This window comes from Pseudomonas sp. WAC2 (genome assembly GCF_030403525.1).
Taxonomy (GTDB): domain Bacteria; phylum Pseudomonadota; class Gammaproteobacteria; order Pseudomonadales; family Pseudomonadaceae; genus Chryseomonas; species Chryseomonas luteola.
Genome location: NZ_JAUEPD010000006.1, coordinates 272,379 through 294,545, shown reverse-complemented (window position 1 = coordinate 294,545; position 22,167 = coordinate 272,379). Strand labels below are relative to the sequence as shown.

Genomic DNA, 22,167 nt, shown 5'->3' with positions numbered 1-22,167 from the left:
GCCTTTCAGTACGTTAATGCCTGCATTAATGGCCTGAGCCTGTTGAACCTATAAGAACGATAAAGCCCCACCCGGAGGATGCCTTGATGCAACATGCCGAACGGCTGCCTGCCGCTCTCATCGATGAGGGGCAGTATCGTCTGCTCGTGGAAGCCGTTTCTGACTACGCGATTTTCATGCTGGATCCGGACGGTTTCGTAGCAAGCTGGAATCCCGGCGCTCGCCGCTTCAAAGGGTACGAGACAGCAGAAATCCTCGGTCATCACTTTTCGTGCTTCTATACCGCTGAGGACTTGCTGACCGGCCTACCCGGCCGGGCACTTGAGCAGGCCCGCTGTGAAGGCCGGTTCGAGCAGGAAGGCTGGCGTGTACGCAAGGATGGCACACGCTTCTGGGCGCATGTTGTAATCGACCCTATCCGTAACGCACAAGGCACGCTGTTGGGCTTTGCCAAGGTGACGCGCGACCTTACCGAGCGAAAGGCGGCGGAAGACGCCTTGAGAAAAAGTGAAGAGCAGTTCCGCCTGCTGGTTCAAGGCGTCTCCGATTATGCCCTTTACATGCTGGACCCGACCGGTCAGGTGACTAGCTGGAATGCCGGTGCCGAGAAGATCAAGGGTTACACCCCACAGGAAATCATCGGTCAGCATTTCTCACGCTTCTACACCCCTGAAGATCGGGAAGCAGGCCTGCCCCAACAGGGGCTGGAAACGGCTCAACGTGAGGGTCGTTTTGAAAAGGAAGGCTGGCGAATCCGCAAGGACGGTACACGCTTTTGGGCCAATGTTGTCATCGATGCAATAAGGGACGACAACGGCACCCTCCTCGGCTACGCCAAGGTCACCCGTGACATCACCGAGAAACGGGAAACCCAACTGGCTCTGGAGCAAGCCCGGGAGGCCCTGTTCCAGTCACAGAAGATGGAAGCCCTGGGCCAGCTGACCGGTGGGATTGCCCACGACTTCAACAACCTGCTCATGGTGTTCATTGGCTGCCTTGAGCTGGTTCGCAAGCGTCTGCCGGATGATCCCAAGGTTACACCGCTGCTCGACAATGCCATCCAGGGGGCACAGCGAGGCGTTTCTCTGACCCAGCGCATGCTGGCCTTCGCACGCCGTCAGGAACTGAATCCGGAGACCATTGAGCTGCCTACTCTGGTCCGCGGTATGGCCGAACTGCTTCAGCGCTCCCTGGGCCCGTCGATCAAGATCGAAACCCGCTTTCCGCTGATTCTCAGACCCGCCCACGCCGACACCAATCAATTGGAGCTAGCCCTGCTCAACCTAGCCATGAATGCACGAGACGCCATGCCAGAGGGCGGCTCCATCATCATCTCGGCCCGTGATGAACTGATCTCCCAAGGCCATCCCAGCCACTTGAAACCGGGGGCCTACGTCTGCCTATCGGTACAGGACACCGGCCAGGGAATGGATGAAGACACATTGTCCCGCGCCATGGAGCCTTTCTTTACCACCAAGGGCATCGGCAAGGGAACGGGGCTTGGACTGTCCATGGTGCACGGCCTTACCGAACAATCCGGTGGCAGGCTCATCCTCAAAAGCCGGCTGGGCGAAGGCACTACAGCCGAAATCTGGTTACCCGCCGCGCACGTATCTGATGCCGGCATGCAGACCACTGACGATCCTCTACCCGCGCCGTCAACAGACAAACCCGCAAATACCTTTCATATTCTGGTGGTAGACGATGACCCACTTGTTCTGACCAGTACCGCCGCCATGCTGGAGGATCTCGGAAATACCGTTTACAAGGCCTCTAGTGGTGCCCAGGCGCTCGATATATTGAGGAAGGCATACCCTCTTGTGGACTTGGTCATTACCGACCAAGCCATGCCTTACATGAGCGGCACTCAATTGGCAGAGGCCATACGGGCTAATTGGGCGGACCTTCCCATAGTGCTCGCATCAGGGTATGCCGAGTTGCCAGCAACGCTTTCGGTTGATCTGCACAAGCTAGCTAAGCCCTTCCGCCTGGAAGAGCTGGCCAAGGCCATTGATCAGGCCATGCGTCCGGACGCCATAGCCTCGGCTTGATGCTCTCACGCCGGGTGGCCATCGCACACCCGGCCTTCCATCGGCTCGATACCTTTCAATAGAAACTCCACACCAGCGAAACAGCTCCTATAAAACGTATCCGAATCAATAACCTGATCTGGATTACCACCCTCTTCTCAGCTTATACCTCATTCGCCTTAACCTGACATGGCAAGTATCGCCTCACATTCAGCAGGAAGCCGCACAGTCGAATAGAGCATTAAATCTGTCTTGCGGAGTTATCTATGGATGCTCAGTGTGAAGTTTGTTATTCAATTTTCCCTCCCATCGAGAACCCCAACCGAAGCGGGATGCTTCAGGTTGACGACACCCATCAACTCTATTGGGAGGAGTCCGGCAATCCTGAGGGGTTACCCGTCGTCTATCTGCACGGCGGACCTGGCGAAGGGGCCCCGCCCTCCAAGCGCCAATTCTGGGACCCAGACTATTACCGCATCATCCTCTTCGATCAGCGTGGCGCGTTACGCTCCACTCCCCTGGCCGAGGTTAAAAACAACACGACCCAGCATCTGATCGATGACATCGAGACCCTGAGGGAGATGCTCGGCATTGACAAATGGCTTGTCAGTGGCGGCTCATGGGGAACCACCCTGGCACTTGCTTATGGCGAAGCCCATCCTGAACGTTGCCTGGGTTTTGTCCTGCGTGGCATCTTTCTGGGCACAACCGACGAGATCAACTGGTTCGTTTACGGTATGCGCCTGTTTTTCCCAAAGGCCCATGAAGACTTCGTCAAATGGCTACCGGAGGAGGAACAAGGCGACCTGTTGGAAGCCTATTGCAAGCGAGTGATCTCGGAAGACAAAAATGTCCGGAAGGAGGCCGCCCGTTACTGGGTAAAATATTCCGGCAGCTGTGCGCTGCTGCGCCATGATCCTGAAGGCGTTGAAGAGCAAGCCGCTGACGATACGACCATGATGGGCATGGGTATCCTGGATCCGTATTACTTCAAGCACAGCATGTTTCTGGAAGACGACCAGTTGCTTCGCAACATTGACCGTATCAACCACCTGCCGTGCGCCATTGTGCAAGGTGGGCACGATATGATCGCAACGCCTCATGCTGCCTATCGGCTGCACAAATCCTGGCCTGGCTCCGTGTTGAATATGGTGCCTGATGCAGGCCACTCACCAATGGAACCCGGAACGCTGAGTGGGCTGATCCAGGCGTTCGAAGTCTTCAAGAAGACCGGCGACTTCCACCAGCCTTGATAGCTCTGTCACGACACAGATACCGCTGGAGCGCTTGCAATAGACCACGCCACACAAGACCTGTGGCGTGGTCTAGGCTGCTGGCAGGGTTTGCCACACCGGCAACCACACGGCAAGCCTTTCTAGAGAGCAGTTAGAACATTAATCCATACCCCATCGGATACAGAGGTTTGCGGTTGCCTTCCTGGCTGGTTGAGTGACGGTTGATTACCTGTTCCATGGAAAGCGGCAGATCAAACGGTAGCTTGCCTTTGAAGCGGGTCGGATTGACTACCGCGTCCAGAAGGATCTCGTCGGATACACCAAAGTTGCCGATCAGGGCGCCTACCTTCCCCTCAAGCTTGGTCAGCACGGCCGGACGATCCAGATACACACTTACAACGGTCGGCACACCCTTTGCGCTGGCAGCCTTGATCTGGATAAGGTCTGGATTGTCCTCCGGGTAGTCCAACGAACCCTCATGCTGCATGCTTCCGAACAGATAATTCGGATGTAAGAGCTCGTAGGGCGCTGTGGAACGCATGATCGCAACGTCCGCCTTGTCCAGCGAATCCACGACATTCAGACCGGCCTTTTGCGCCGCAGTGGCATCGACGTTATACAGATAAACGTTTCGGCCCTGGCCGATAGGCAGCAATTTGCGGTTCTTGAGCAGTACCAGCGAGTTCTTTTGCGCGTCATCTGCCAGTTGCTGATGCTCTGCACTGCCTACAACCTCAGCGGCCTTGGATTCATCCACATACGGATTCTCGAAGAGTCCCTGCTCGAACTTCTGCTTCATGATGCGGATGACCGCCTCGTCCACACGACGCTCGGACACAAGCCCCTGCTTGACTGCACTTACTACGAGACTGCTGTCATCCACTCCGCCAAGCTGGTCGACCCCGGCGTTGATGGCCTTGGCGGTACGCTCAAGCTCAGTCAACGACTCGACACCCCAGGGCATTCCCAGCGAGAACGGCTCACCCGGCTTGCTGCCGTTCTGGCAAGCCTCGTTACAGTCTTTGGTGATCAGCCAGTCGCTCACGACGACGCCCTTAAAGCCATAGCGGTCCCGCAGGAGATCCTGCAACAGGAAGCGATTGAATCCTGCTCCCACCTGCTCTTCAATCGGCCGTCCCTGGTGAGAGGCGTTCTGCAGAATCGAATAGGTCGGCATGACGGAGCCTACATTCGCCTCGAATGCCCCTATGAACGGAACGATATGCTGGCGAATGTCCTTGCCGTAGAAATCCGCGTATTTGCCATAGGCATTGTGGCTGTCCCAGCCATCCTTCGCCTCTCCATAGCCTACCCAGTGCTTGACCACCGTCACCACACTGCCAGGGTTTAGGAAATTACCATTCTGCATGCCTTGAACATAGGCGCGAACCAGACGCTTGGCCAACTGGGCATCCTGTCCGAAGGTACCACTGCCGCGGGGCCAACGCGGCTCGGTATAGAGATCCGCCTGTGGAGATAGCGCCACGTTGATGCCTACCGCGCGATACTCATCGCGTACGACCTCGGCAAAGGTCTTGACGACCTTAGCGTCCCCAATGGCGCCCAACCCCAAGGCTTCCGGCCATTTGGAGAACGAACCGGACTGGTTGCTGGCGCCTGGTGTGTAGAGGAAAGAGTTACGGGGGTCGGTGCTGATGCTCAGGGGAATCGCCAGCCGCGATTGTTCAGCCAAGACTTGCAGCGCATTGTTCTGTTTGGCGAAATTCTCGGGGTCTGTATCCAGGCGCGTGATATAGGTGTTTACCTTCTTGGTTTCGATCGTCTTGGCAATCGCCTCCTGATCATAGACGGCACCGCCACCCAGCCCACCGGCATCCGCTACGGTCGGAAAGGTGCCATGCATCATGGCTCCTGCCTTCTCCTCAAGCGTCATCCAGGTAACCAGATTGCGGGCACGGTCCTCGGCAGGCAGTCGCCAATCCTCATAACGATCCAGCCGACCGTTACGGTTCATGTCCTTGAACTGCAAGCCGCCCACCGTTAGTACAGGCAGGTCTTTCTGCTCAAGTGTTACACCGTGCGAAGAAATACCTTGCGCCGAGACTCCTGTCGCCAGTGTGGCTAAGCTGATTAAAGCAGCGGCCTTTTTCATCGAACCCTCTCTTTTCCTTGTTATTGGTTAACGTAGCGCACTAATGATCTAGGGCACTGGAACTATAGAGCAGGTTTTACGAATCCGCTTGCTAACCGCACCGATTTGTCTGGCGCAGGTATTTCAACAAGCTTATCTATGTCTTGGCGCGCCCCAGAATCTGGTCCATTACCCTGTCCGTCTTAACGGCTTCCCGCGCCAGCGCAGCGTAGTCACGCTCACCTCGAATATGCGCATTCATACCCAGCACGTGATACCACTGGATATGCTCAGGGTGCTGGATGTACTCGCTAACGGTTTCTTCAGCGTCCAGCCGGACCGGCTCATCACCAAATACTGAAAAGAGAATACGCCCCCGACTGCCAATGATTTCGACTCGATCTTCATGGCGGTCAGCCACAAAATTCCAGCACCCCATGCCGAGCGCGCCGGATGAGAAACGCCAGCTTGCAACTACTGCATCTTCCGCCGCATAGAGCCCTGCCTGTCTTGCAGTGAAACCGCTTACAGCCACGATATCGCCCAACAGGTACTGGAACAGGTCAAGGCCATGACTGGCCAGATCGGCAAAGTATCCACCCCCTGCGACAGCCGGGTCGGTTCGCCAGTTGGCCTGCTGCTCCAGATCTTTTTGCGAAGGCGGCTTTATCAAGCTCCAGGTCAGCTGCCTGACCTCGCCAATATGGCCCTGCGTCAGCCATTCGCGTATCCGCTGAAACCGGGGCAGTGACCGACGGTAATACGATACGAAAAGATGGCGACCAGCCTTGTCGAATGCCTGCTGCATCTCCTCGCTCTGCGTACTACTGAGCGCCATCGGCTTTTCGACACAGCAATGTTTGCCTGCAGCGGCCACCTGCATGCTGTAGGCATGATGGCTATCGGGAGGCGTTGCGATATAAACAGCGTCCACGTCTGGATCATCGATCAAGACCTGCGCATCGGTGTATACCCGCGCAATGCCATGACGCGCCGCATAATCGGTGACTGCCTCGGCACGGCGGCCCATCACCGCTACCAGCGCAGAGCCAGGCGCCTTGTAAAAGGCTGGCCCGCTTTTCCGCTCCGTCACATCCCCACAGCCAATCATTCCCCAGCGCACAACATCCATGAATTCTCTCCCGTTTAAGGAATCAATAGGTTCGGCACCTTTTTCTCTTGTCTTCGTGCGATACGACCACGCAGACTCAGGACTACCGTATAAAACAGGTGTGTCGGAATAGTAGTCACTGCATCCTATGCTGCGAACTGTTAGTTGGTAACGGCGCGGTGACAAACCATCTGCCCAGGCATACAGCACGTTCGGCATAGACAATCCATCCGCAACAAGAAGCGAGCCACGATGACCAGCAGCCAACGCCCGGTAGCGGGCCTCTCCTTACCTAAACCCATTATCGAGCGGGCCGAAGCCCTTTTGCAGCAAGGTGGTCGTCGCCTGCTGGGAATCGCTGGCCCACCGGGTGCTGGCAAGTCGACCGTGGCGGATCTGCTGGCGGCTGAGCTGGGCACGCAAGCATTGGTCGTACCCATGGACGGCTTTCATCTGGCCAATCGGGAGTTGGCTCGCCTTGGCCGCGCGGAACGCAAAGGGGCACCGGATACGTTCGATGTGTATGGATACCGGGCCCTGCTGGAGCGTCTCAGGCACCAGCAGGCAGACGAAACGGTCTACGCGCCCTCGTTTCATCGTGACATCGAGGAAGCCATTGCCGGATCGATTCCAGTCTCATCCGAAGTGTCGCTGATCATCAGTGAGGGAAACTATCTGCTACTTGATGAGGGCCCCTGGCAACCCGTGGCCGAACTGTTCGACGAGTGCTGGTACGTTGCTGTCGACCCTGATGAACGCCGTACCCGGCTGATAGAGCGCCATATGCATTTTGGGCGAAGCCGCGAAGCTGCTCAGGCCTGGGTTGAGCAGACCGATGAGCCCAACGCTCTGCGTATCGACCAGTACAAGGATCGAGCCCATCTTCAGATTCCCTGGTCTGATGGACCGGCCCGGTAAGTGAGCTGCGTAATGAATCAAGGACCTGGCTGATGCGTTTCAGACAGGTTCGTGAGGTAGTAGTCACTAGAATAACATCCCCAACAAAGACGCTTTGACCGCCGCCTCCGCCTTATTGGATGCATGAAGTTTCCGCATGGCATTTACCAAGTGAAATTTAACGGTACGCTCGTCGATATTAAGAATCAGTCCAACTTCGATATACGTCTTGCCTACGGCTGTCCATTTGAGAACTTCCCGCTCACGGCAAGTTAGTTCACTCGTACATTCAGGCATGGTTTTCGGAGCTAGAAAACGCACCATTGAAGAATGAACAAGCGTAGTCAGCCATATAAGCTTGGCTTCTTTTTCATCGAGTTCTGTAACGGTAAGTTTTTCCGAAGAACGAACCAGCGACAACAGCCCCATCGTCCCAAACTGCCCTCGCGACGACAGGCACCAGCCATGCCGAATGTCATGCTGCATCGCCTCTTCCCAGAAATCATGCTCCACCGCTGGTTGCTCCGCTGACCAGATCAGAGGGGACTGTTCCCGGATACCGTGCCGTACGGTTGGGTCGATACAGTAATAATTATTAGCTACATACTTACTTTTCCAGGCATCAGGAAATGTTGTAAGAAGTTCTATTTTTGGGCTAGAAACAGGAAGTGGCGCCTGAAGGCCATAAGAACAGAATTGAAACCCCAGACCTGAAATGATCTTTCCAAGCTCATTGAACAATTGATGTTCGGATTTAGCCGCGGAGCATAAAGAGAGATAATCCTCACGCCAGTCTTTCACATTACTTCAACCTTTGTAAAAGATGCCCAAATGGGCAGTGGTTTGTTTCTAACAGGCTCCGTACCATCATCTATTGGTGATGACTTAATTATTGCGAAACAACTTGTAAGGTGATGAATCTTGGTCGATTTAGGTATTCTTTCGTCGCATCCCAAGGGCGCTGCCATGTCTTTATTAGCACCAGATCATTTCATCCGCATGTCTTACAAGGAGTTCAGCGACGTCACCTTTTACCAATACATGGCCTGGATGGACATGGATCTCGTCGAAGAGCTGCACAGCCTTGGAATAGACGCCGCTTCTGCCGGATTTTGCGAATGGGCCAGCACGACACATTCACCCTCCATCAGCATTGGCTGGACCTGGTTTAGACAAAGTTCAATTGGAAGTCCCTACCTTGCTCCCGGTGGAATCAGCACCAATCTGATGCTGCGATGTGCAACCGGTTACGATCTGGGGCCACGAGCAACAGAAGAACTACTAATATCCTGGCTCTCTCGACAAAACTGGCAGTCCGGAATTCCAGTCACCTTATAAGCAGACCTGTCCAGATGGGCAGCTGTCCAAAAAAACGTCGCTCTCTTGTAATGGAGTAAAGACACTTACGGAGATGCGATATGCTTAATATGGTAACAGGGACGGTTAAAGATTTAAAACCGGCCATGGCACAGGCCCTTTCGGTATATCGATACAACATTTTTGTTGAAAAGATGGGTTGGCCTCTCGAGTGTCAGGAAGGTAATGAACAAGATGAGTTCGACCGTGAAGACACCCTTTATGTAGTGGCACATGACAGCAACAACGAAGTCTGTGGCTGCGCCCGCTTACTGCCTACCCATAAACCGTATCTGCTGGGTGAAGTTTTCCCCGAACTAATGGAAGGCGCGGCCTTACCGCACTCTTCCGATATTTGGGAACTGTCTCGCTTTGCCTTGAGCACCCCTAAAAATAAAGTATTAACCGCTGCGCAATCATGGCAAAACAATATCGCCTTGATGTCAAAAGTAGTTGATGCTGCAAGTGCTCGGGGAGCGCACCGCCTGATCGCTTTTTCCGGTGTTGGCAACGAAAGACTGCTCAAACGTGCCGGCCTGAATATTCACCGTATTTCCAAACCACATCTTATTGATAACAAACCGGTCGTCGCTTTCTGGATAGAAATCGACAACCAGACAAGAAATGCATTAGGTCTTCAATAAAACGACCTGATTGCCATGCGTGCTTAATAAAAAGATGGATAGACCAATCAATAAAAGGACGTTGATAAAAAGGCCCTAGTTTGGCTTTAAAAACACATCAGGTGATCCCTGCCTTTCAACACCTGAAAGCCAGCTTGACCTTGAACATACGCTTCCCAATCATTTAGATGACTTAAACTCATGACTCAGGCAATCAGATCTTATTCCAGCCGTACAGCAGACAAATTTGTCGTCCGTCTTCCTGAAGGAATGCGCGATCATATTGCGGATGTAGCCCGTCACCATCACCGGAGCATGAACTCAGAAATTATCGCTCGCCTTGAGCAGAGCTTGATCCAGAATGGTGAAATGGACGGTAGCGCCAGAATGCGGCTGGATAGCCCTGAGCTGAGCGCCCATGAACGCGAACTGCTGCAGCGCTTCAGGGGCTTGTCAGGACGTCAGCAGAACGCCTTGATTTCACTGATCGCCGATAACGCAGCGACAGCAGCACGCGAATAGGCACTCTTATCCGGGCCTGTCTTCCGCCATAAAGGCGGGTCCGGATCTTTTCAGGTACAGCCCAAGGCTCATCCCTACCTCCCCAGCCCCGCCCTAGGTTCATCCCCTCTAAAAACAAGCGAACCGCAGATGACAACAGCGCCGCATTATCTATAATTGGATTCTGCCTTTGCTCTCTTCTTGTCATCTTTAACAGGCTGCAATGTTTGCTTGCTTCTTCGCCCTTGCGTGCCTGTATGTTCAGAGGCTTTCGCCATGCGCGTCTTTTACTTTCTCTTGATTCTTACCACTGGTCTTGCATTTCTCTGGTTATCACTCTCTGATATCCCCGGCCTTATCACGTTCTCGTGAATACTTCTGGTGCCTGGGCTTTATCAGGCGCCAGGCTAACCTCACCTTAAGCACCACCTGACCGTAGCGCACGATGTTGCTGATAGCGCCCCAGCAACGTACCTATCGCGACAACGATCAGCGCGCCTGTTACACCCGCTGCGTAATGCGCCCATGAAGGCAAGGCAGGCAGGCTGGTATCGGCCACCGCCATTCCACCCGCAATCCAGCCCAACAGCGCCGCGCCCAATTTGATGATGATTGGAAAACGCTCCATCAGGCGCAACACCAGCTTGCTCCCCCAAATAATGATCGGGATGCTGACCACGATTCCAAAAATGACCAGTTCGAGCTGGCCATGGGACGCCCCTGCCACCGCCACAACGTTATCCAGGCTCATAAGCGCATCTGCCACGATAATGGTCCAGATAGCGCCCAGCAGTTTCGGGCTTGCCTTCAAATCAGCATGTTCGTCCTCACCCTCGGGCAGCATCAGTTTTACACCGATCCAGGCGAGCAGCAGCGCACCAACTAGCTTGAGATAAGGCAACGTCAGCAATTCAAGAGCGAAAAAGATCAATACGATCCTGAGCAGGATGGCACCGAGCGCACCGCCCAGAATGGCTTTATTTCGCTGCGCCTCGGGCAGTTTTCTACAAGCCAATGCAATTACCACGGCATTGTCGCCACCCAGGAGGATATCGATCAGAATGATCTCCCCAACAGCAAGCCAAAGATCAGGATTATTCATTAGCTCATTCAACATTATCTCCCTTGAAACAAGGACGGCCGTAAGGTGCCGGAGCCAGAAGACGCGGAGTCTGCCGGTGAGGATTTACACCTCTTGTGGAGCCTCAATGTATCCAAAGGTTTCATGAAGAAGTGCAGACGACTGGAAAGAACACCTGCTGCCGAGGTCATACGCCTATCCCTACAACGCATCGTGGATGACATTACCGCTACAAGGAGCTCTTGTGGAACCGCTGAAAATCGCCACATTCAATGTGAATGGCCTGCAGGCACGACGTGCTCATCTGCTCGAATGGCTACACCGTGAATCCCCTGACATTGTGTGTTTGCAGGAATTGAAAATGGCTGATGCCAGTTTTCCTGTCGATGAGATCCAGCATGCCGGTTACGGTGCGTTATGGCAGGGCCAGAAGTCCTGGAATGGAGTGGCTATCCTGGCAAAGGGCGAAATGCCCCTGGAAAGTCGACGCGGCCTCCCGGGTAATGAGAACGACCCCCAGAGCCGTTATCTGGAAGCGGTCGCTCATGGAGTCGTCGTGGGTTGCCTGTATCTTCCCAATGGCAACCCACAACCAGGTCCTAAATTTGACTACAAGCTGGATTGGTTTAGAAAGCTGAATGCTCATGCGGCCCAGCTGCAGGCAAGTGGTCATCCGGTCGTTCTTGCAGGCGACTACAATGTCATTCCTACAGATGAAGATATCTATAGCACGCGCTCCTGGCAGAAAGATGCGTTATTGCAACCGGAAAGCCGAGCCTGCTTCGAGCAGCTTCTGGAACAAGGCTGGACCGATGCCCTGCGCACCTGCCACCCTAACGAGCGCATCTATACATTCTGGGATTATTTCCGCCAGCATTGGCAGAAAAACTCGGGCATGCGTATCGATCATCTCCTGCTCAGTGCATCACTCGCGCCACGCCTGCTGGATGCCGGTGTAGACCGCTGGGTACGTGACCAGCCCCATGCCAGTGATCACGCTCCTACCTGGATTACGCTCAAGGCTCCATAGACGAAGACACGATTCGGTCATGGACACCATGCTACATTCGAGATCTGTCCATCGCCGCAAAACAGACCGTGACTCAGCCTACCCTCCTATCGGACCGTTTGCTATTAAGCCCGCTCCTGCCAAGTGATGCGCCACGCATTCAGTTTCTGGCCAATTCGCCTCTGATTGCCGATGTAACGGCGCACATTCCCCATCCGTATCCCGACGGATTGGCCGAATCATGGATCGCTACTCACACCGCTCGCTGGGAAGCCGGCGAGCTGGCTGCCTTTGGCATTCGATTGCAACAGACAGAGCAGCTGATTGGCGTCATTTCGCTGAATCATATCCGTGACCGACGCGCTATCGTTGCCTATTGGATCGGCGTGGATTACTGGAATCAGGGATACGGCTCCGAAGCCTGCAAGGCTATTGCAGACTTTGGCTTTCAAACGCTGGACCTGATCGAGATGCGCGGCAATCACCTTGCGCGCAATCCTGCCTCAGGCAGAGTTCTGGTCAAGAGCGGCTTCGAGTATCTGTTTTCCAAAACCGCTTCTCTAGGTTTGAAAACGGAAGACGAAATGATGATGTTCTATCGACTCACCCGTAGCCCACAAGGTGAGGCAGCCAGCGTCTGAACGGATGCCCTACGGGGCAGGCCGGACGGCATCCGTGTTAGAGGTCAATGCGCTACTTCGTCGAGCTCATTGCTTTTGATCCGCGTCAGCCGCCCTTCGAACAGGCGATACACCTGATCGGCCACATCAATCAGTGCAGGCCGGTGCGATACGGCAATTATGGTAATACCAGGGGTTAGCGCTTTCAGGGTATGGCTGATCGCGGCTTCGGACTCAGGGTCTAGCGCACTGGTGGCCTCATCCAGAATCAACAAACGAGGGTTATGCGCCAGGGCACGGGCAATAACGATACGCTGACGCTGCCCACCTGAAAGACGTCCGCCCCGCTCCCCTACGACAGCATTCATACCGCCCGTGAGTTTTTCCACGAACTCCCATGCTCCGGCCTGCTTCAGCGCCCGCTCGGCATCAGCAGCCGTAAGTTCGGGATCACCCAGCGTAACGTTAGCCAGAACGGTGTCATGCAACAGTAAGGTTTCCTGCGGCACATAGCCAATCAGGCGACGCCATTGGCGCTTGTCGAGCTCCTCAATCGGAACACTGTCGATCAGGACACGTCCAGACTGGGCAGCCAACAGCGCACATATCAGATCCAGAATGGTGGTCTTTCCCGAGCCAGACGGCCCGATAAGACTGGTGAATGTTCCGACCGGAATAGTAAGGTCCACCTCGCTCAGGATCGGTTTGCTTCCGTAATGAAAGGACACCTGCTCGAACACGATAGCGCTTTTCAGAGACGGTGTGCGGGTGCCGCCATTGGGCTCAGCATCCGCCAGCGCCGCGTTGATGGAATCCTGTAACGCCCAATAGGCGCTCTCCTGTGCGGCCATCCGATGATAGCGCTGCTGTGCCTTGTGAAGCAGACCCAGTACCCGCACCACCAGAAAGATGAGCACCATGACAGACGACAGAGGCAGATTCCAGACCACTAGCGCCGCATACAACCCAGCGGCTGCCAGGATGGCAAGCATGGGCTCCTGAAGCGCACGCAACGCTTCACGGCTCATGACCTCACGTTCCATCGCCTTGTTGAGCTCGGCTGCCTGATGCCGAAGCAGCGAATCGGCAATGTCATAACGCGCCATGGCTTTGAGCGGCTTGACCGACCCCAGCGTATCGGTCAGATGAGCCAGCAGCTCGCGCATGAGACTGGTCTGACTCTTGCCGGCGCGCCGGGACGTCTTTACCAGGCGCTGCAGGGCCATCAGGAGAAAGCCTCCAAGGATGAGCGAAACCAGCGTTGCCTTCCACGAAACGATGAACGCAATGACGGCATACACCACCGCCTGGATGACCAGCGCCAACATGTTGGCCGCATGCTCATACCCTGTCGAGGCACGGTAGGCTTCGGTCGCTACAGCATTGGCCAGCGCACCGGCAGGCTGACGCAGGTAATATTCCCAGCGACTCCCCAGCAACGCACGAATCAGATCGATTCGAAGGTCAGTGGCCACATGGGCTACGGCATAACCGACCTGACGGTTACCCAAGAGCACCAATGTACTGCTCAGCGTCAGCCCAACAACGATCACGACCAGCATCGTTACCAGTGTAGGCTCAAGACCCACCAGCCCAAGGACATGAATGACCTTATTGGCCAAGTCAGAATGCGCCTGATCACCCAGGGCAATAGAGAGTAGCGGCAGTAAGGTCGTCAAGCCGACCCCTTCCGCGATACCTGCCAGCAGCAGGCTTATCAACATCAGAAACGTACGCACCGGGTAAGCCCGGCCGTAAGCAAAAAGAATCCGCATGGTATATCCGTTAGCGATGGGCTCGGTTAACTGGATAGAGAGCGCACGGCTCAACCTATCGCCAGACTACAAAGGGGTAATCCAGCTCCGTATCCCTGTGAGCCTATAGCTTGGTTCATAAACTCTCGATCTGCCTTACCCCTGTGAAAGCGGCGTAAGGCAGACACGTCAGCCGACTTGCGCCACGGTCGAAAACACATCACGTAGCGTTGCAAAGGCAGCAATGATCTGGTCGATCTGTTCTGGCGTATGAGCGGCGCTAACACTGCAGCGAACCAGCGCATCCCCGTTGGGGCTGGCCGGAGGCAGCACCAGATTCACATAAACGCCCTGCTCGATCAGCGCTTCCCAGAAGGCCACGCCCTCCTTGGGCGAACCCAGCATGACCGGAATGACAGGACTCGGCCTTGAACTTACCCGATAGCCTAACGCCGACAATCCCTTGTGCAGCTGTCGTGCATTGTCCCAAAGCTGCGTTCTAAGCTCGGGACGGGTACGCAGGCTACGTAACGCCGTACGCACGGAGGCAATCACTGAAGGCGAAGGTGACGCTGTAAAGATATAAGGGCGACTTGCATAACGAAGCAGATCGAACTCAGCGTGCTGGCTTGCTGCAAAGCCGCCAATCGCACCCAGACTCTTGCTGAACGTACCCAGGATGACATCTACTTCGTCCTCGACGCCCAGCTCCTCGGCCAGACCGCGGCCGTTGGCACCCAGCACCCCAACGGAATGCGCTTCATCAACCAGCAGATATCCGCCCAGACGACGCTTGATCTCGACGATCTCCTTGAGTGGCGCCTGATCACCCATCATGCTGTAGATGCCTTCTACAATGATGATCGCATCACGGGCCTTTTCGCCCAGGCGAAGCATGCGCTTTTCCAGGTCGGCGGCATCGTTATGCCGGAAGCGAATGACCTGTGCCCCACCCATGCGGCAGGCATCATAGATACTGGCATGGCAATCGGCATCCAGCAGGACGATGTCGTCCGGCCCCGCCAGGGTGCCGATAATGCCTAGGTTGGCCAGATAGCCTGTCGAGAATACGATGACCGAGCGGCGCTGAAAGAAATCACCTAATTCCTCTTCAAGTGCCATGTGGCTGCCGTAGCTGCCATTAGCCATGCGCGAGCCGGTCGTACCAGTGCCTTCATGTTCCAACGCCTGCTGGGCAGCCTTGATGCATTCAGCATCGAAGGTCAACCCCAGGTAATTGTTGGTTCCCGCAAGCACTACACGCCACTGCCCAATACGTCCTTCAGTAGGTGTATAGATTTCGTCGATGCGCGTACCAAAGGGACTGGGCTCCGCCTGGATCAGAGCGGTACGTTCCTGTGCCAGCTTGTTGAACTTATCGAACAGTGCCATCTGCAGGCTCCAGCAAGGCGATGACAGCATGTGCCAGTTGCGCGGGGGTTCGGACGTCGGTCAGGACATTGAGCGGGATGGAGATATCGAACTCGTCTTCCATTTCCATCAGAAGATCCATGACCTTGATGGAGTCCAGGCCAAGCTCCTGAATCAGATCTATGTCGGGATGAATAGGCGTACCGGGAGGCGCAAGGCGATTGAGGTAAGCAAAGATCTTTTCTAGTATTTTTTCTTGGGATGTCATGACTAAGTCCCTAAACGGAATGAATGCCCTAGGCCTTTCAAAAACTACGCTCTTGCAAAGCCTTTTCCAGCAGGATATTTGGATGCCATCCCAGTGCCTGCTCAACGGCTGCATTACTGCATGACCAGTCAGGATGTCTCAACTCACCTACCTTGGCGGGTGTCAGCATGGGTGCACGTCGTGTCAGGCGGGAAAGGGACAGATTGACCTGTGCCATTCCCTCAAGCACTGCGGCAGGCACAGTAACCTTACGCACCGGCCCTTGGCGAACTCTTTTAGCAATCTCGGCAATGCTCTGCCAGTCATAGCCGCCAGGATGACCATCACTGAGTTCATAGGTAGCCGAGTGTACCTGTGAGGCACCGACCCAGGCCACCACAGCGCGAACGAGATCTTCCACATGGATGAATGACAAGCGTGCGGATTGCTCACCCAGCGTCAATAGCCAGCCACGCAGCAACCACTGGAATAGTGGCCGTATCTCCTTGTCGCCAGGCCCATAGACCGCGGTAGGTCTGAATACCGTAACCGGAAGGTCGCCGGCCCGTTGCTGGATAGCCTGCTCTGCCTCACGTTTGGAGGCTGCATACCAGGACAACTCTGGATGCCGAGCCGCTAAAGAAGACATCAAAAGAAACCGCCGGCCTGCGCCAATCCGCCGTACAGCCTCCATCAGATGGGCGCTACCGTCGACGTTGATCCGGTTGAACTGATCGGGAGTGCTGCCTCTAACGGCACCGGCAAGGTGGATAACAATACCCGCCCCGTCTACCAGACGCTCCAGTGAGTCAGGCTCCTCAAGCGAACCCTTAATCCAGGTGACGCCGTCGCAGGGGCCGTCTTCGCGTCGGTTTAGAGCGCGTACCGTGAGATTCGCTTCAACCAGACGCTTGCGCAAGATGGTTCCGATGAAGCCTGTCGCCCCCGTGAGGGCGACAACCTGAGCGGTCAAAGGCTTATCCAGCAGCAAGAGAGAGGCCGCAATCAGCCTCGATCTGCTGGATAAACCGCTTGCGTGCCTCGGCTCGCGAGGGCTTGCCGGATGACGTACGCGGTAATGAATGGGGCGGCACCAGCTCCACCCGGCAGGTAAGGCCAAACTCGCTGTTGATGAGCTTGGTCAGCGAATGAGCAAAATGCTCACGCTGTTCCGTATCCATGATACGGCACTGAACCTGGACGATGACCTGAGGCTCTTCTTCGCCTGGGATAAGAAAGGCAATGACATCCCCAGGACGAATATCCGGCTGACATTCGGCCAGGTACTCAATGTCCTGAGGCCAAATATTACGTCCGCGCACAATGATCAGGTCTTTGCGGCGACCGGTAATATAAAGCTCACCCTTGGAGAGATAGCCCAGATCTCCTGTATCCAGCCCATCACCTTCAGGGCTCATGACTGCCTGGGTAGACTCTTCGTCGCAGAAATATCCCGACATCAGGCTCGGCCCTTTCAAGGTAATACGACCGATTGCACGCTCAGGTAAGGCATGTCCATTGTCATCACGGATTTCAAGCGTATGTCCGGGCAGGGCCGCACCACAATTGACAAAGCTGCTGGCGTTGCTGTCCGGCCCGTCGAAAGGAATGGCCTGGGAATGGTGCTCAAGCTCCCAGCGATTGATACGGTCCGTCTGGATACCGGTATCACGACGCGCGAAGCTGACGCCCAGGGTGCTCTCCGCCAGTCCATAACAGGGCAAAAACGCCTTGCGATCAAAGCCCGTCCGTTCAAACTGCATGGCGAAACGGTTCAACACCTCTGCCCTAATGGGCTCGGCGCCAATACCTGCGATGCGCCAGCTGGACAGGTCAAAACGCTCCATATCGCTTTCGCGAACACGGCGCGTGCAAATGTCGTAACCAAAAGGAGGCGCAAACGAAATCGTACCGCGGTTCTGGCTGATCAGACTCAGCCACTGCCTGGGACGCATGGCAAAGTCCTGGGTCCGCAGATAGTCAACGGACAGCTGGGACGCCATCGGGCCAAGGACAAATCCGACCAACCCCATGTCATGATAGAACGGTAACCACGAGACGCAGCGATCACCCGGCTGAACGCCCAGCCCATCTCGCGTAATGCCTTGCAGATTCGCCATCACAGCCCGCTGCGTTACAACGACACCACGGGGGAAACGGGTACTGCCAGAGGTGTACTGCAAATACGCAACCTCATCGGCACGGGAAGGCACCAACTCGACTGCTGGCAGCGTGCGCAGGGAGAGCTCCTTGGCCGTACCGATGAATCGCATCGGCTGCTCAGCAGCCTCCTCGGCAAACTTGACCAACTCGGCCGGTGCGAATACGGCAGAGGCCTCGCAACTCTTGAGAAGTCCCTTGAGTTTCTTGACGTAGATATCGTGACTGCCTAGCCCCGAGGGAATCGGCAGCGGAACGGGCACAAAGCCACCGTACTGACAGCCGTAGAAAACCTCCATAAAAGACAGGTCGGTGTCGGCGATCAGGGCAACCCGGTCTCCCCGCTCAAGTCCCAAACCATGAAGCCTTTTAGCGACCTTGAGAGCCTCTCTTCTGAGGGCACCGTACTGTACAACAGCCGTCAGGCGGCAACGGCCATCATAGAAATTCAGCCCTGTCTCCCCTTCAGCTGCATAATCAAGCGCTTCCGACAACGTCGAGAAATCAGCCAGGCGCTGGGGTAAACCATGTTGAGTTAGTGTTGCAGACATGTACAGTTCGGCCATCCCTTTGGTCCTGCTCTCAGCACATCGCATGCAGCGGGCCGATCAGCAAGGCCAGCAATGCATCAGTTCATCACGTAATTTAACGCTGTCGACCTTTTGAAACTCAATTGATGAATTCAACTGAGGGGGTCCTGGCCAGGCACTATCACTGAACTCCCGGTCAGCCCAAGTACGGGGACTGTTGTAACGAGGTATTACATGAAAATGGACGTCTGGATCGACCATCATTAACATTAGATAGTTCAGTTTGTCGTAGTTGAAAACACTTTTTAAAGTATTTTCTATATCGACAGTAACGTTCTTCAGTTCTGCAAATGCCGCCGGACTCAATTCGGCAAATGCCGTGACCCGCTCCTTGGCGATCAATACCAGAGAGCCTAATGTTACCTGCTGGGGTCGCAACAGCACGGACCAGTAGCGGTAATCACGAATCACCGTATCAGGAGCGCCAAACTTCTTCATGGTGGCGTTCAACGCATCAGTCGATTCCATCCAGATCCCATTGATCATCGTATGATTAGGTTCGGCTACGGAAGTTAAATGTTTATGCGCTGCTTTGAAAGCCTATTCTTAGCATTAATTCTTGTTATTTTTTGAAACATTCGCAATACCATAAGCGCATAATCATGCTTTAGGAAGAAGAACGAGTGTATGTAAGGAAGCATGTTTCTAGCGCAATCCGAAGCATTATTGTTCAGCTAATCAAGCTAAAGGTCTTCATGTGGATCAACTTACTTCCGGGATCAAACAAACAATTGAAGTCAGGCCGGTTGGCAGCAAGGCGGATATGGCGACTTTTATCGGTTTCCCGGGCCGCCTCTACAAGAGCGATCCGAACTGGGTCGAACCTTTGCATTTCGAGCGCCACGAGCACCTCTCTCGAAAAAATCCCGTATTCGAACATTTGAAATGGCGGGCCTGGATCGCCTGGTCAGGTCATGAGCCGGTAGGACGTATCACGGCGCAGGTAGACACGCTCCATCGAGAGCGCCATGGTCAGGACACCGGTCACTTCGGCATGCTCGAAGCCATTAATGATCCGACCGTCTTTCAGACACTGATCGATACGGCTGAAGCCTGGCTGCTTGAGCAAGGCGCTCATCGTATTACAGGCCCCTTCAGCTTGACCATCAATGAGGAGAGTGGACTTCTCGTCGAAGGCTTCGATACACCGCCGATGTTCATGATGGGCCACGGCCACCCCTACTACAGCCAGCAGCTGGAGAACAATGGCTACCAGCCCGCTGCCGATCTTCTAGCGTACTGGATGCGTACGGACGAGCTCAACTTCACGCCGACCATGCGCCGTATGATGGATCGCTACCGTGGGCGTGTTCACATCCGAACGCTGGACCGTAGCCGTTTCGCCGAAGAAATGCAGACGCTGCGCGACATTTTCAACGATGCCTGGGCTAATAACTGGGGCTTCGTTCCCTTTACCGAAGCCGAGTTCCGGGAGATGGGTAACAACCTCAAGCTGCTGGTGCCCGATGACCTGCTGTACATTGCTGAAGTAGATGGCAAGCCCAGCGCATTCATCATTGCCCTGCCCAATCTGAATGAAGTGATCAGGCCACTCAACGGCAAACTCCTGCCCTTTGGTTGGCTGCGTCTGCTGTGGCGACTCAAGATTCGCAAGCCAACCACGGCTCGTGTACCGTTGATGGGGGTACGCCAGGAGCATCAATTCAGCCGCCTTGGCCCTACGCTGGCATTGCTTCTGATCGAAGCGCTCAAACCACCCTTCGTCAGGCACGGCCTTGAAGCCCTGGAGATGTCCTGGATTCTAGAAAGCAATACCGGCATGCGCACTATTCTCGAGCAGATTGGCACCCACCAATACAAGCGATACCGCGTCTATGAAAAGCAGCTATGAATCCAAACCCTTTTCGGCACTGGTTCTGGCCGCTGACCGACATGACGGGGACGCAGTGGCAACGGCGGCCGGTGTGGACTGTAAGGCATTGGCAACCGTAGGCGGCATTCCGATGGTTCGCCGTGTAACTAGCACCCTGCGCTCAAGCCCTCTGGTGGAGCGCATTACGCTCATAGGCCCTACCCGCGCCCTGTTGCGCCAGGAACCTCAGATAGAAGCATGGCTGCAAGCCGGTGAAATCAACTGGCTGAGCCATGCGAACTCCCCCAGCGCCAGCGCCGCGCTGGGCCTTGAGGCGGAGGATCCAACGCAACCGGTGTTATTGACGACTGCCGACCATGCGCTGCTGACGCCAGATATGGTGGACTACTTCCTGACCGAGGCCCGGCGCAGCGGATGTGACTTTATAGTAGGCGTCGCTCGCCTGGAAACAGTCAAGGCGCGCTTTCCCGGAAATCGCCGCACGGCGATCAAGCTCAAGGACGGCCCTTTTTGTGGCTGTAATTTATTTGCATTCATGACGGAGCGCGGCCATCAGCTGGCCCCTTTTTGGCGGCGTATCGAGCAGGAGCGCAAGCGACCATGGCGAGTCATTACAGGCGCCCTGGGCTGGACAGCAGTGCTTCGTTACCTGGCGGGGACGTTGACCCTGGAGCAGGCACTGGAGCGGTTGTCACGTAAACTGGATATGCGAATTGGCGCGGTGGTGCTGCCCTTCGCCGAAGCCGCAGTCGATGTGGATACGCCGGCGGACCGCCAACTGGTAGAGACGATCCTGGCGGAAAGAGTCGGGAGTGAAGCGGCTCAGTGTTGAGCCGCTGCTGATGTCGCCATCTGCCACGTATGCACCTTATGCTTGGCAGCTTCGAGATCCTGGGGAAAATCCAGCTCGCCCCAGCTCAGCCCCTCAATAGACTGTACGAAAACCTGGCCGGTCTGCTGAGCGATTTCATCGATAATACTCAAATACCAGCGCTGCAGGGCTTCCGGCCTACGCATGTTGTCTTCAAGCGCCTTGTGAAACAGAGCGGCTCCCTCCGGCTGGAAGTACATCATGCCGATTGATTCACCATTGACCGTTGGCAACGGCAACGTCTTGCCCACACGCATCAGCTGATCGCCTTCGAGACAGACCTTCATATCATCACTGTCATAGGAAGGCTTGCGGTCGATAGCCAATGTGATGGGGCGCGGCGACGCACTCAGAAGACGCTTGAGTACCGGCAGATCAAACAGCGTATCGCCATTGAGTAGCAGAAAAGCATCCCGCATGGCCTCTCGCGCCATCCAGCAACTGGCCAGGTTATCCGCCACCTCATAAAAAGGGTTAAACAGCGTGTGGATGACGCCTGCACCATAACGGTCACCCAATACGCGCTCTACCTGACCCGCCTCATAGCCTACGACAACCGTAATATCTTCTATTCCAGCCGCCATCAATCCGTCGATTTGCCACTCAATTACCGTCCGGCCTTCGAGTTCTATAAGGCACTTGGGCTTGCTTTCGGTATAAGGAAGAAGCCGACGTCCTTGCCCTGCACTCAAAATAATTGCCCGACGGGGCTCGTTCCGTTCAAGATTCAATGCCGTCTCCTAACAGGAAGGAACTTAACCACCTCGAAGCAGCCAAACTCGGCC

Annotated in this window: 21 protein-coding genes; 10 read left to right on the top strand and 11 right to left on the bottom strand. The window is 55.2% G+C overall.

Annotation, left to right across the window (positions count from 1 at the left end):
• Positions 1-86: 86 nt before the first annotated feature.
• Together QWJ10_RS15250 and pip are read left to right on the top strand one after the other, a co-directional pair.
• A complete protein-coding gene (locus QWJ10_RS15250; RefSeq protein WP_289927714.1) occupies positions 87-2,051 on the top strand; it encodes a PAS domain S-box protein in 1,965 nt (654 codons plus the stop codon).
• A gap of 245 nt (positions 2,052-2,296) precedes the next feature.
• Positions 2,297-3,283 carry a prolyl aminopeptidase gene (gene pip, locus QWJ10_RS15245; RefSeq protein WP_289927711.1) on the top strand — a complete coding sequence of 329 codons (987 nt, stop codon included), beginning with the start codon at positions 2,297-2,299 and terminating at the stop codon, positions 3,281-3,283.
• A gap of 133 nt (positions 3,284-3,416) precedes the next feature.
• Here the strand turns inward: pip and QWJ10_RS15240 are convergent, their stop codons facing one another.
• Together QWJ10_RS15240 and QWJ10_RS15235 are read right to left on the bottom strand one after the other, a co-directional pair.
• Positions 3,417-5,378, bottom strand: coding sequence for a glycoside hydrolase family 3 N-terminal domain-containing protein (locus tag QWJ10_RS15240; RefSeq protein WP_289927710.1), 1,962 nt, complete (start codon positions 5,376-5,378; stop codon positions 3,417-3,419).
• 136 nt (positions 5,379-5,514) lie between these two features.
• Positions 5,515-6,489, bottom strand: coding sequence for a Gfo/Idh/MocA family oxidoreductase (locus QWJ10_RS15235; RefSeq protein ID WP_289927707.1), 975 nt, complete (start codon positions 6,487-6,489; stop codon positions 5,515-5,517).
• A gap of 231 nt (positions 6,490-6,720) precedes the next feature.
• Here QWJ10_RS15235 and QWJ10_RS15230 point away from each other — a divergent pair, with 231 nt between their 5' ends.
• A complete protein-coding gene (locus QWJ10_RS15230) occupies positions 6,721-7,386 on the top strand; it encodes a nucleoside/nucleotide kinase family protein (RefSeq protein WP_289927704.1) in 666 nt (221 codons plus the stop codon).
• A 66-nt stretch (positions 7,387-7,452) separates the two neighbouring features.
• On the opposite strand, the gene QWJ10_RS15225 is transcribed toward QWJ10_RS15230, so the two are convergent.
• Positions 7,453-8,166, bottom strand: a complete 714-nt coding sequence (locus QWJ10_RS15225) for a LuxR family transcriptional regulator (RefSeq protein ID WP_289927701.1) — start codon at positions 8,164-8,166, stop codon at positions 7,453-7,455.
• A gap of 120 nt (positions 8,167-8,286) precedes the next feature.
• On the opposite strand from QWJ10_RS15225, the gene QWJ10_RS15220 reads away from it, so the two are divergent.
• The 3 genes from QWJ10_RS15220 to QWJ10_RS15210 all read left to right on the top strand — a co-directional run bounded on the left by QWJ10_RS15220 (position 8,287) and on the right by QWJ10_RS15210 (position 9,866).
• A complete protein-coding gene (locus QWJ10_RS15220; protein WP_083397884.1) occupies positions 8,287-8,703 on the top strand; it encodes a DUF4902 domain-containing protein in 417 nt (138 codons plus the stop codon).
• Positions 8,704-8,783: 80 nt separating this feature from the next.
• The gene (locus QWJ10_RS15215) at positions 8,784-9,365 is read left to right on the top strand and encodes an acyl-homoserine-lactone synthase (protein WP_010798143.1); all 582 of its coding nucleotides are present in this window, start codon (positions 8,784-8,786) and stop codon (positions 9,363-9,365) included.
• A gap of 180 nt (positions 9,366-9,545) precedes the next feature.
• Positions 9,546-9,866, top strand: coding sequence for an Arc family DNA-binding protein (locus tag QWJ10_RS15210; protein ID WP_010798142.1), 321 nt, complete (start codon positions 9,546-9,548; stop codon positions 9,864-9,866).
• A 397-nt stretch (positions 9,867-10,263) separates the two neighbouring features.
• Here QWJ10_RS15210 and QWJ10_RS15205 read toward each other — a convergent pair whose 3' ends face one another.
• Positions 10,264-10,959: a TerC family protein gene (locus QWJ10_RS15205; RefSeq protein WP_208825641.1), complete on the bottom strand. Its 696-nt coding sequence runs from the start codon at positions 10,957-10,959 to the stop codon at positions 10,264-10,266.
• Positions 10,960-11,170: 211 nt separating this feature from the next.
• Between QWJ10_RS15205 and QWJ10_RS15200 the strand changes: the two genes are divergently transcribed.
• On the top strand, positions 11,171-11,956 hold the full coding sequence (locus QWJ10_RS15200) for an exodeoxyribonuclease III (RefSeq protein ID WP_289927689.1): 786 nt from the start codon (positions 11,171-11,173) through the stop codon (positions 11,954-11,956).
• 68 nt (positions 11,957-12,024) lie between these two features.
• Positions 12,025-12,576, top strand: a complete 552-nt coding sequence (locus tag QWJ10_RS15195; RefSeq protein WP_289927685.1) for a GNAT family N-acetyltransferase — start codon at positions 12,025-12,027, stop codon at positions 12,574-12,576.
• A gap of 44 nt (positions 12,577-12,620) precedes the next feature.
• Here the strand turns inward: QWJ10_RS15195 and QWJ10_RS15190 are convergent, their stop codons facing one another.
• From QWJ10_RS15190 to QWJ10_RS15165, 6 genes are all read right to left on the bottom strand, one after another.
• Complete coding sequence (locus QWJ10_RS15190; protein ID WP_289927684.1) at positions 12,621-14,330, bottom strand: ABC transporter ATP-binding protein; 1,710 nt, start codon at positions 14,328-14,330, stop codon at positions 12,621-12,623.
• Positions 14,331-14,498: 168 nt separating this feature from the next.
• On the bottom strand, positions 14,499-15,701 hold the full coding sequence (locus tag QWJ10_RS15185) for an aminotransferase class I/II-fold pyridoxal phosphate-dependent enzyme (RefSeq protein ID WP_289927681.1): 1,203 nt from the start codon (positions 15,699-15,701) through the stop codon (positions 14,499-14,501).
• Positions 15,685-15,948 carry an acyl carrier protein gene (locus QWJ10_RS15180; protein WP_010798135.1) on the bottom strand — a complete coding sequence of 88 codons (264 nt, stop codon included), beginning with the start codon at positions 15,946-15,948 and terminating at the stop codon, positions 15,685-15,687. The genes QWJ10_RS15185 and QWJ10_RS15180 overlap by 17 nt, the downstream gene beginning before the upstream one ends.
• 37 nt (positions 15,949-15,985) lie before the next feature.
• The gene (locus QWJ10_RS15175) at positions 15,986-16,900 is read right to left on the bottom strand and encodes an NAD-dependent epimerase/dehydratase family protein (protein WP_289927676.1); all 915 of its coding nucleotides are present in this window, start codon (positions 16,898-16,900) and stop codon (positions 15,986-15,988) included.
• Between the two features lie 4 nt (positions 16,901-16,904).
• Positions 16,905-18,653 carry a fatty acyl-AMP ligase gene (locus QWJ10_RS15170; protein ID WP_289927673.1) on the bottom strand — a complete coding sequence of 583 codons (1,749 nt, stop codon included), beginning with the start codon at positions 18,651-18,653 and terminating at the stop codon, positions 16,905-16,907.
• Between the two features lie 42 nt (positions 18,654-18,695).
• A complete protein-coding gene (locus tag QWJ10_RS15165; protein WP_289927670.1) occupies positions 18,696-19,145 on the bottom strand; it encodes an HIT family protein in 450 nt (149 codons plus the stop codon).
• Between the two features lie 229 nt (positions 19,146-19,374).
• Here QWJ10_RS15165 and QWJ10_RS15160 point away from each other — a divergent pair, with 229 nt between their 5' ends.
• Together QWJ10_RS15160 and QWJ10_RS15155 are read left to right on the top strand one after the other, a co-directional pair.
• A complete protein-coding gene (locus QWJ10_RS15160) occupies positions 19,375-20,529 on the top strand; it encodes an N-acetyltransferase (protein WP_289927667.1) in 1,155 nt (384 codons plus the stop codon).
• Positions 20,513-21,343: a nucleotidyltransferase family protein gene (locus QWJ10_RS15155; RefSeq protein WP_197870362.1), complete on the top strand. Its 831-nt coding sequence runs from the start codon at positions 20,513-20,515 to the stop codon at positions 21,341-21,343. Before QWJ10_RS15160 ends, QWJ10_RS15155 begins: the two co-directional genes overlap by 17 nt.
• Here the strand turns inward: QWJ10_RS15155 and QWJ10_RS15150 are convergent.
• A complete protein-coding gene (locus QWJ10_RS15150) occupies positions 21,334-22,113 on the bottom strand; it encodes a phosphocholine cytidylyltransferase family protein (RefSeq protein ID WP_258019786.1) in 780 nt (259 codons plus the stop codon). The two genes, QWJ10_RS15155 and QWJ10_RS15150, sit on opposite strands and share 10 nt — an antisense overlap.
• Between the last annotated feature and the right edge of the window lie 54 nt (positions 22,114-22,167).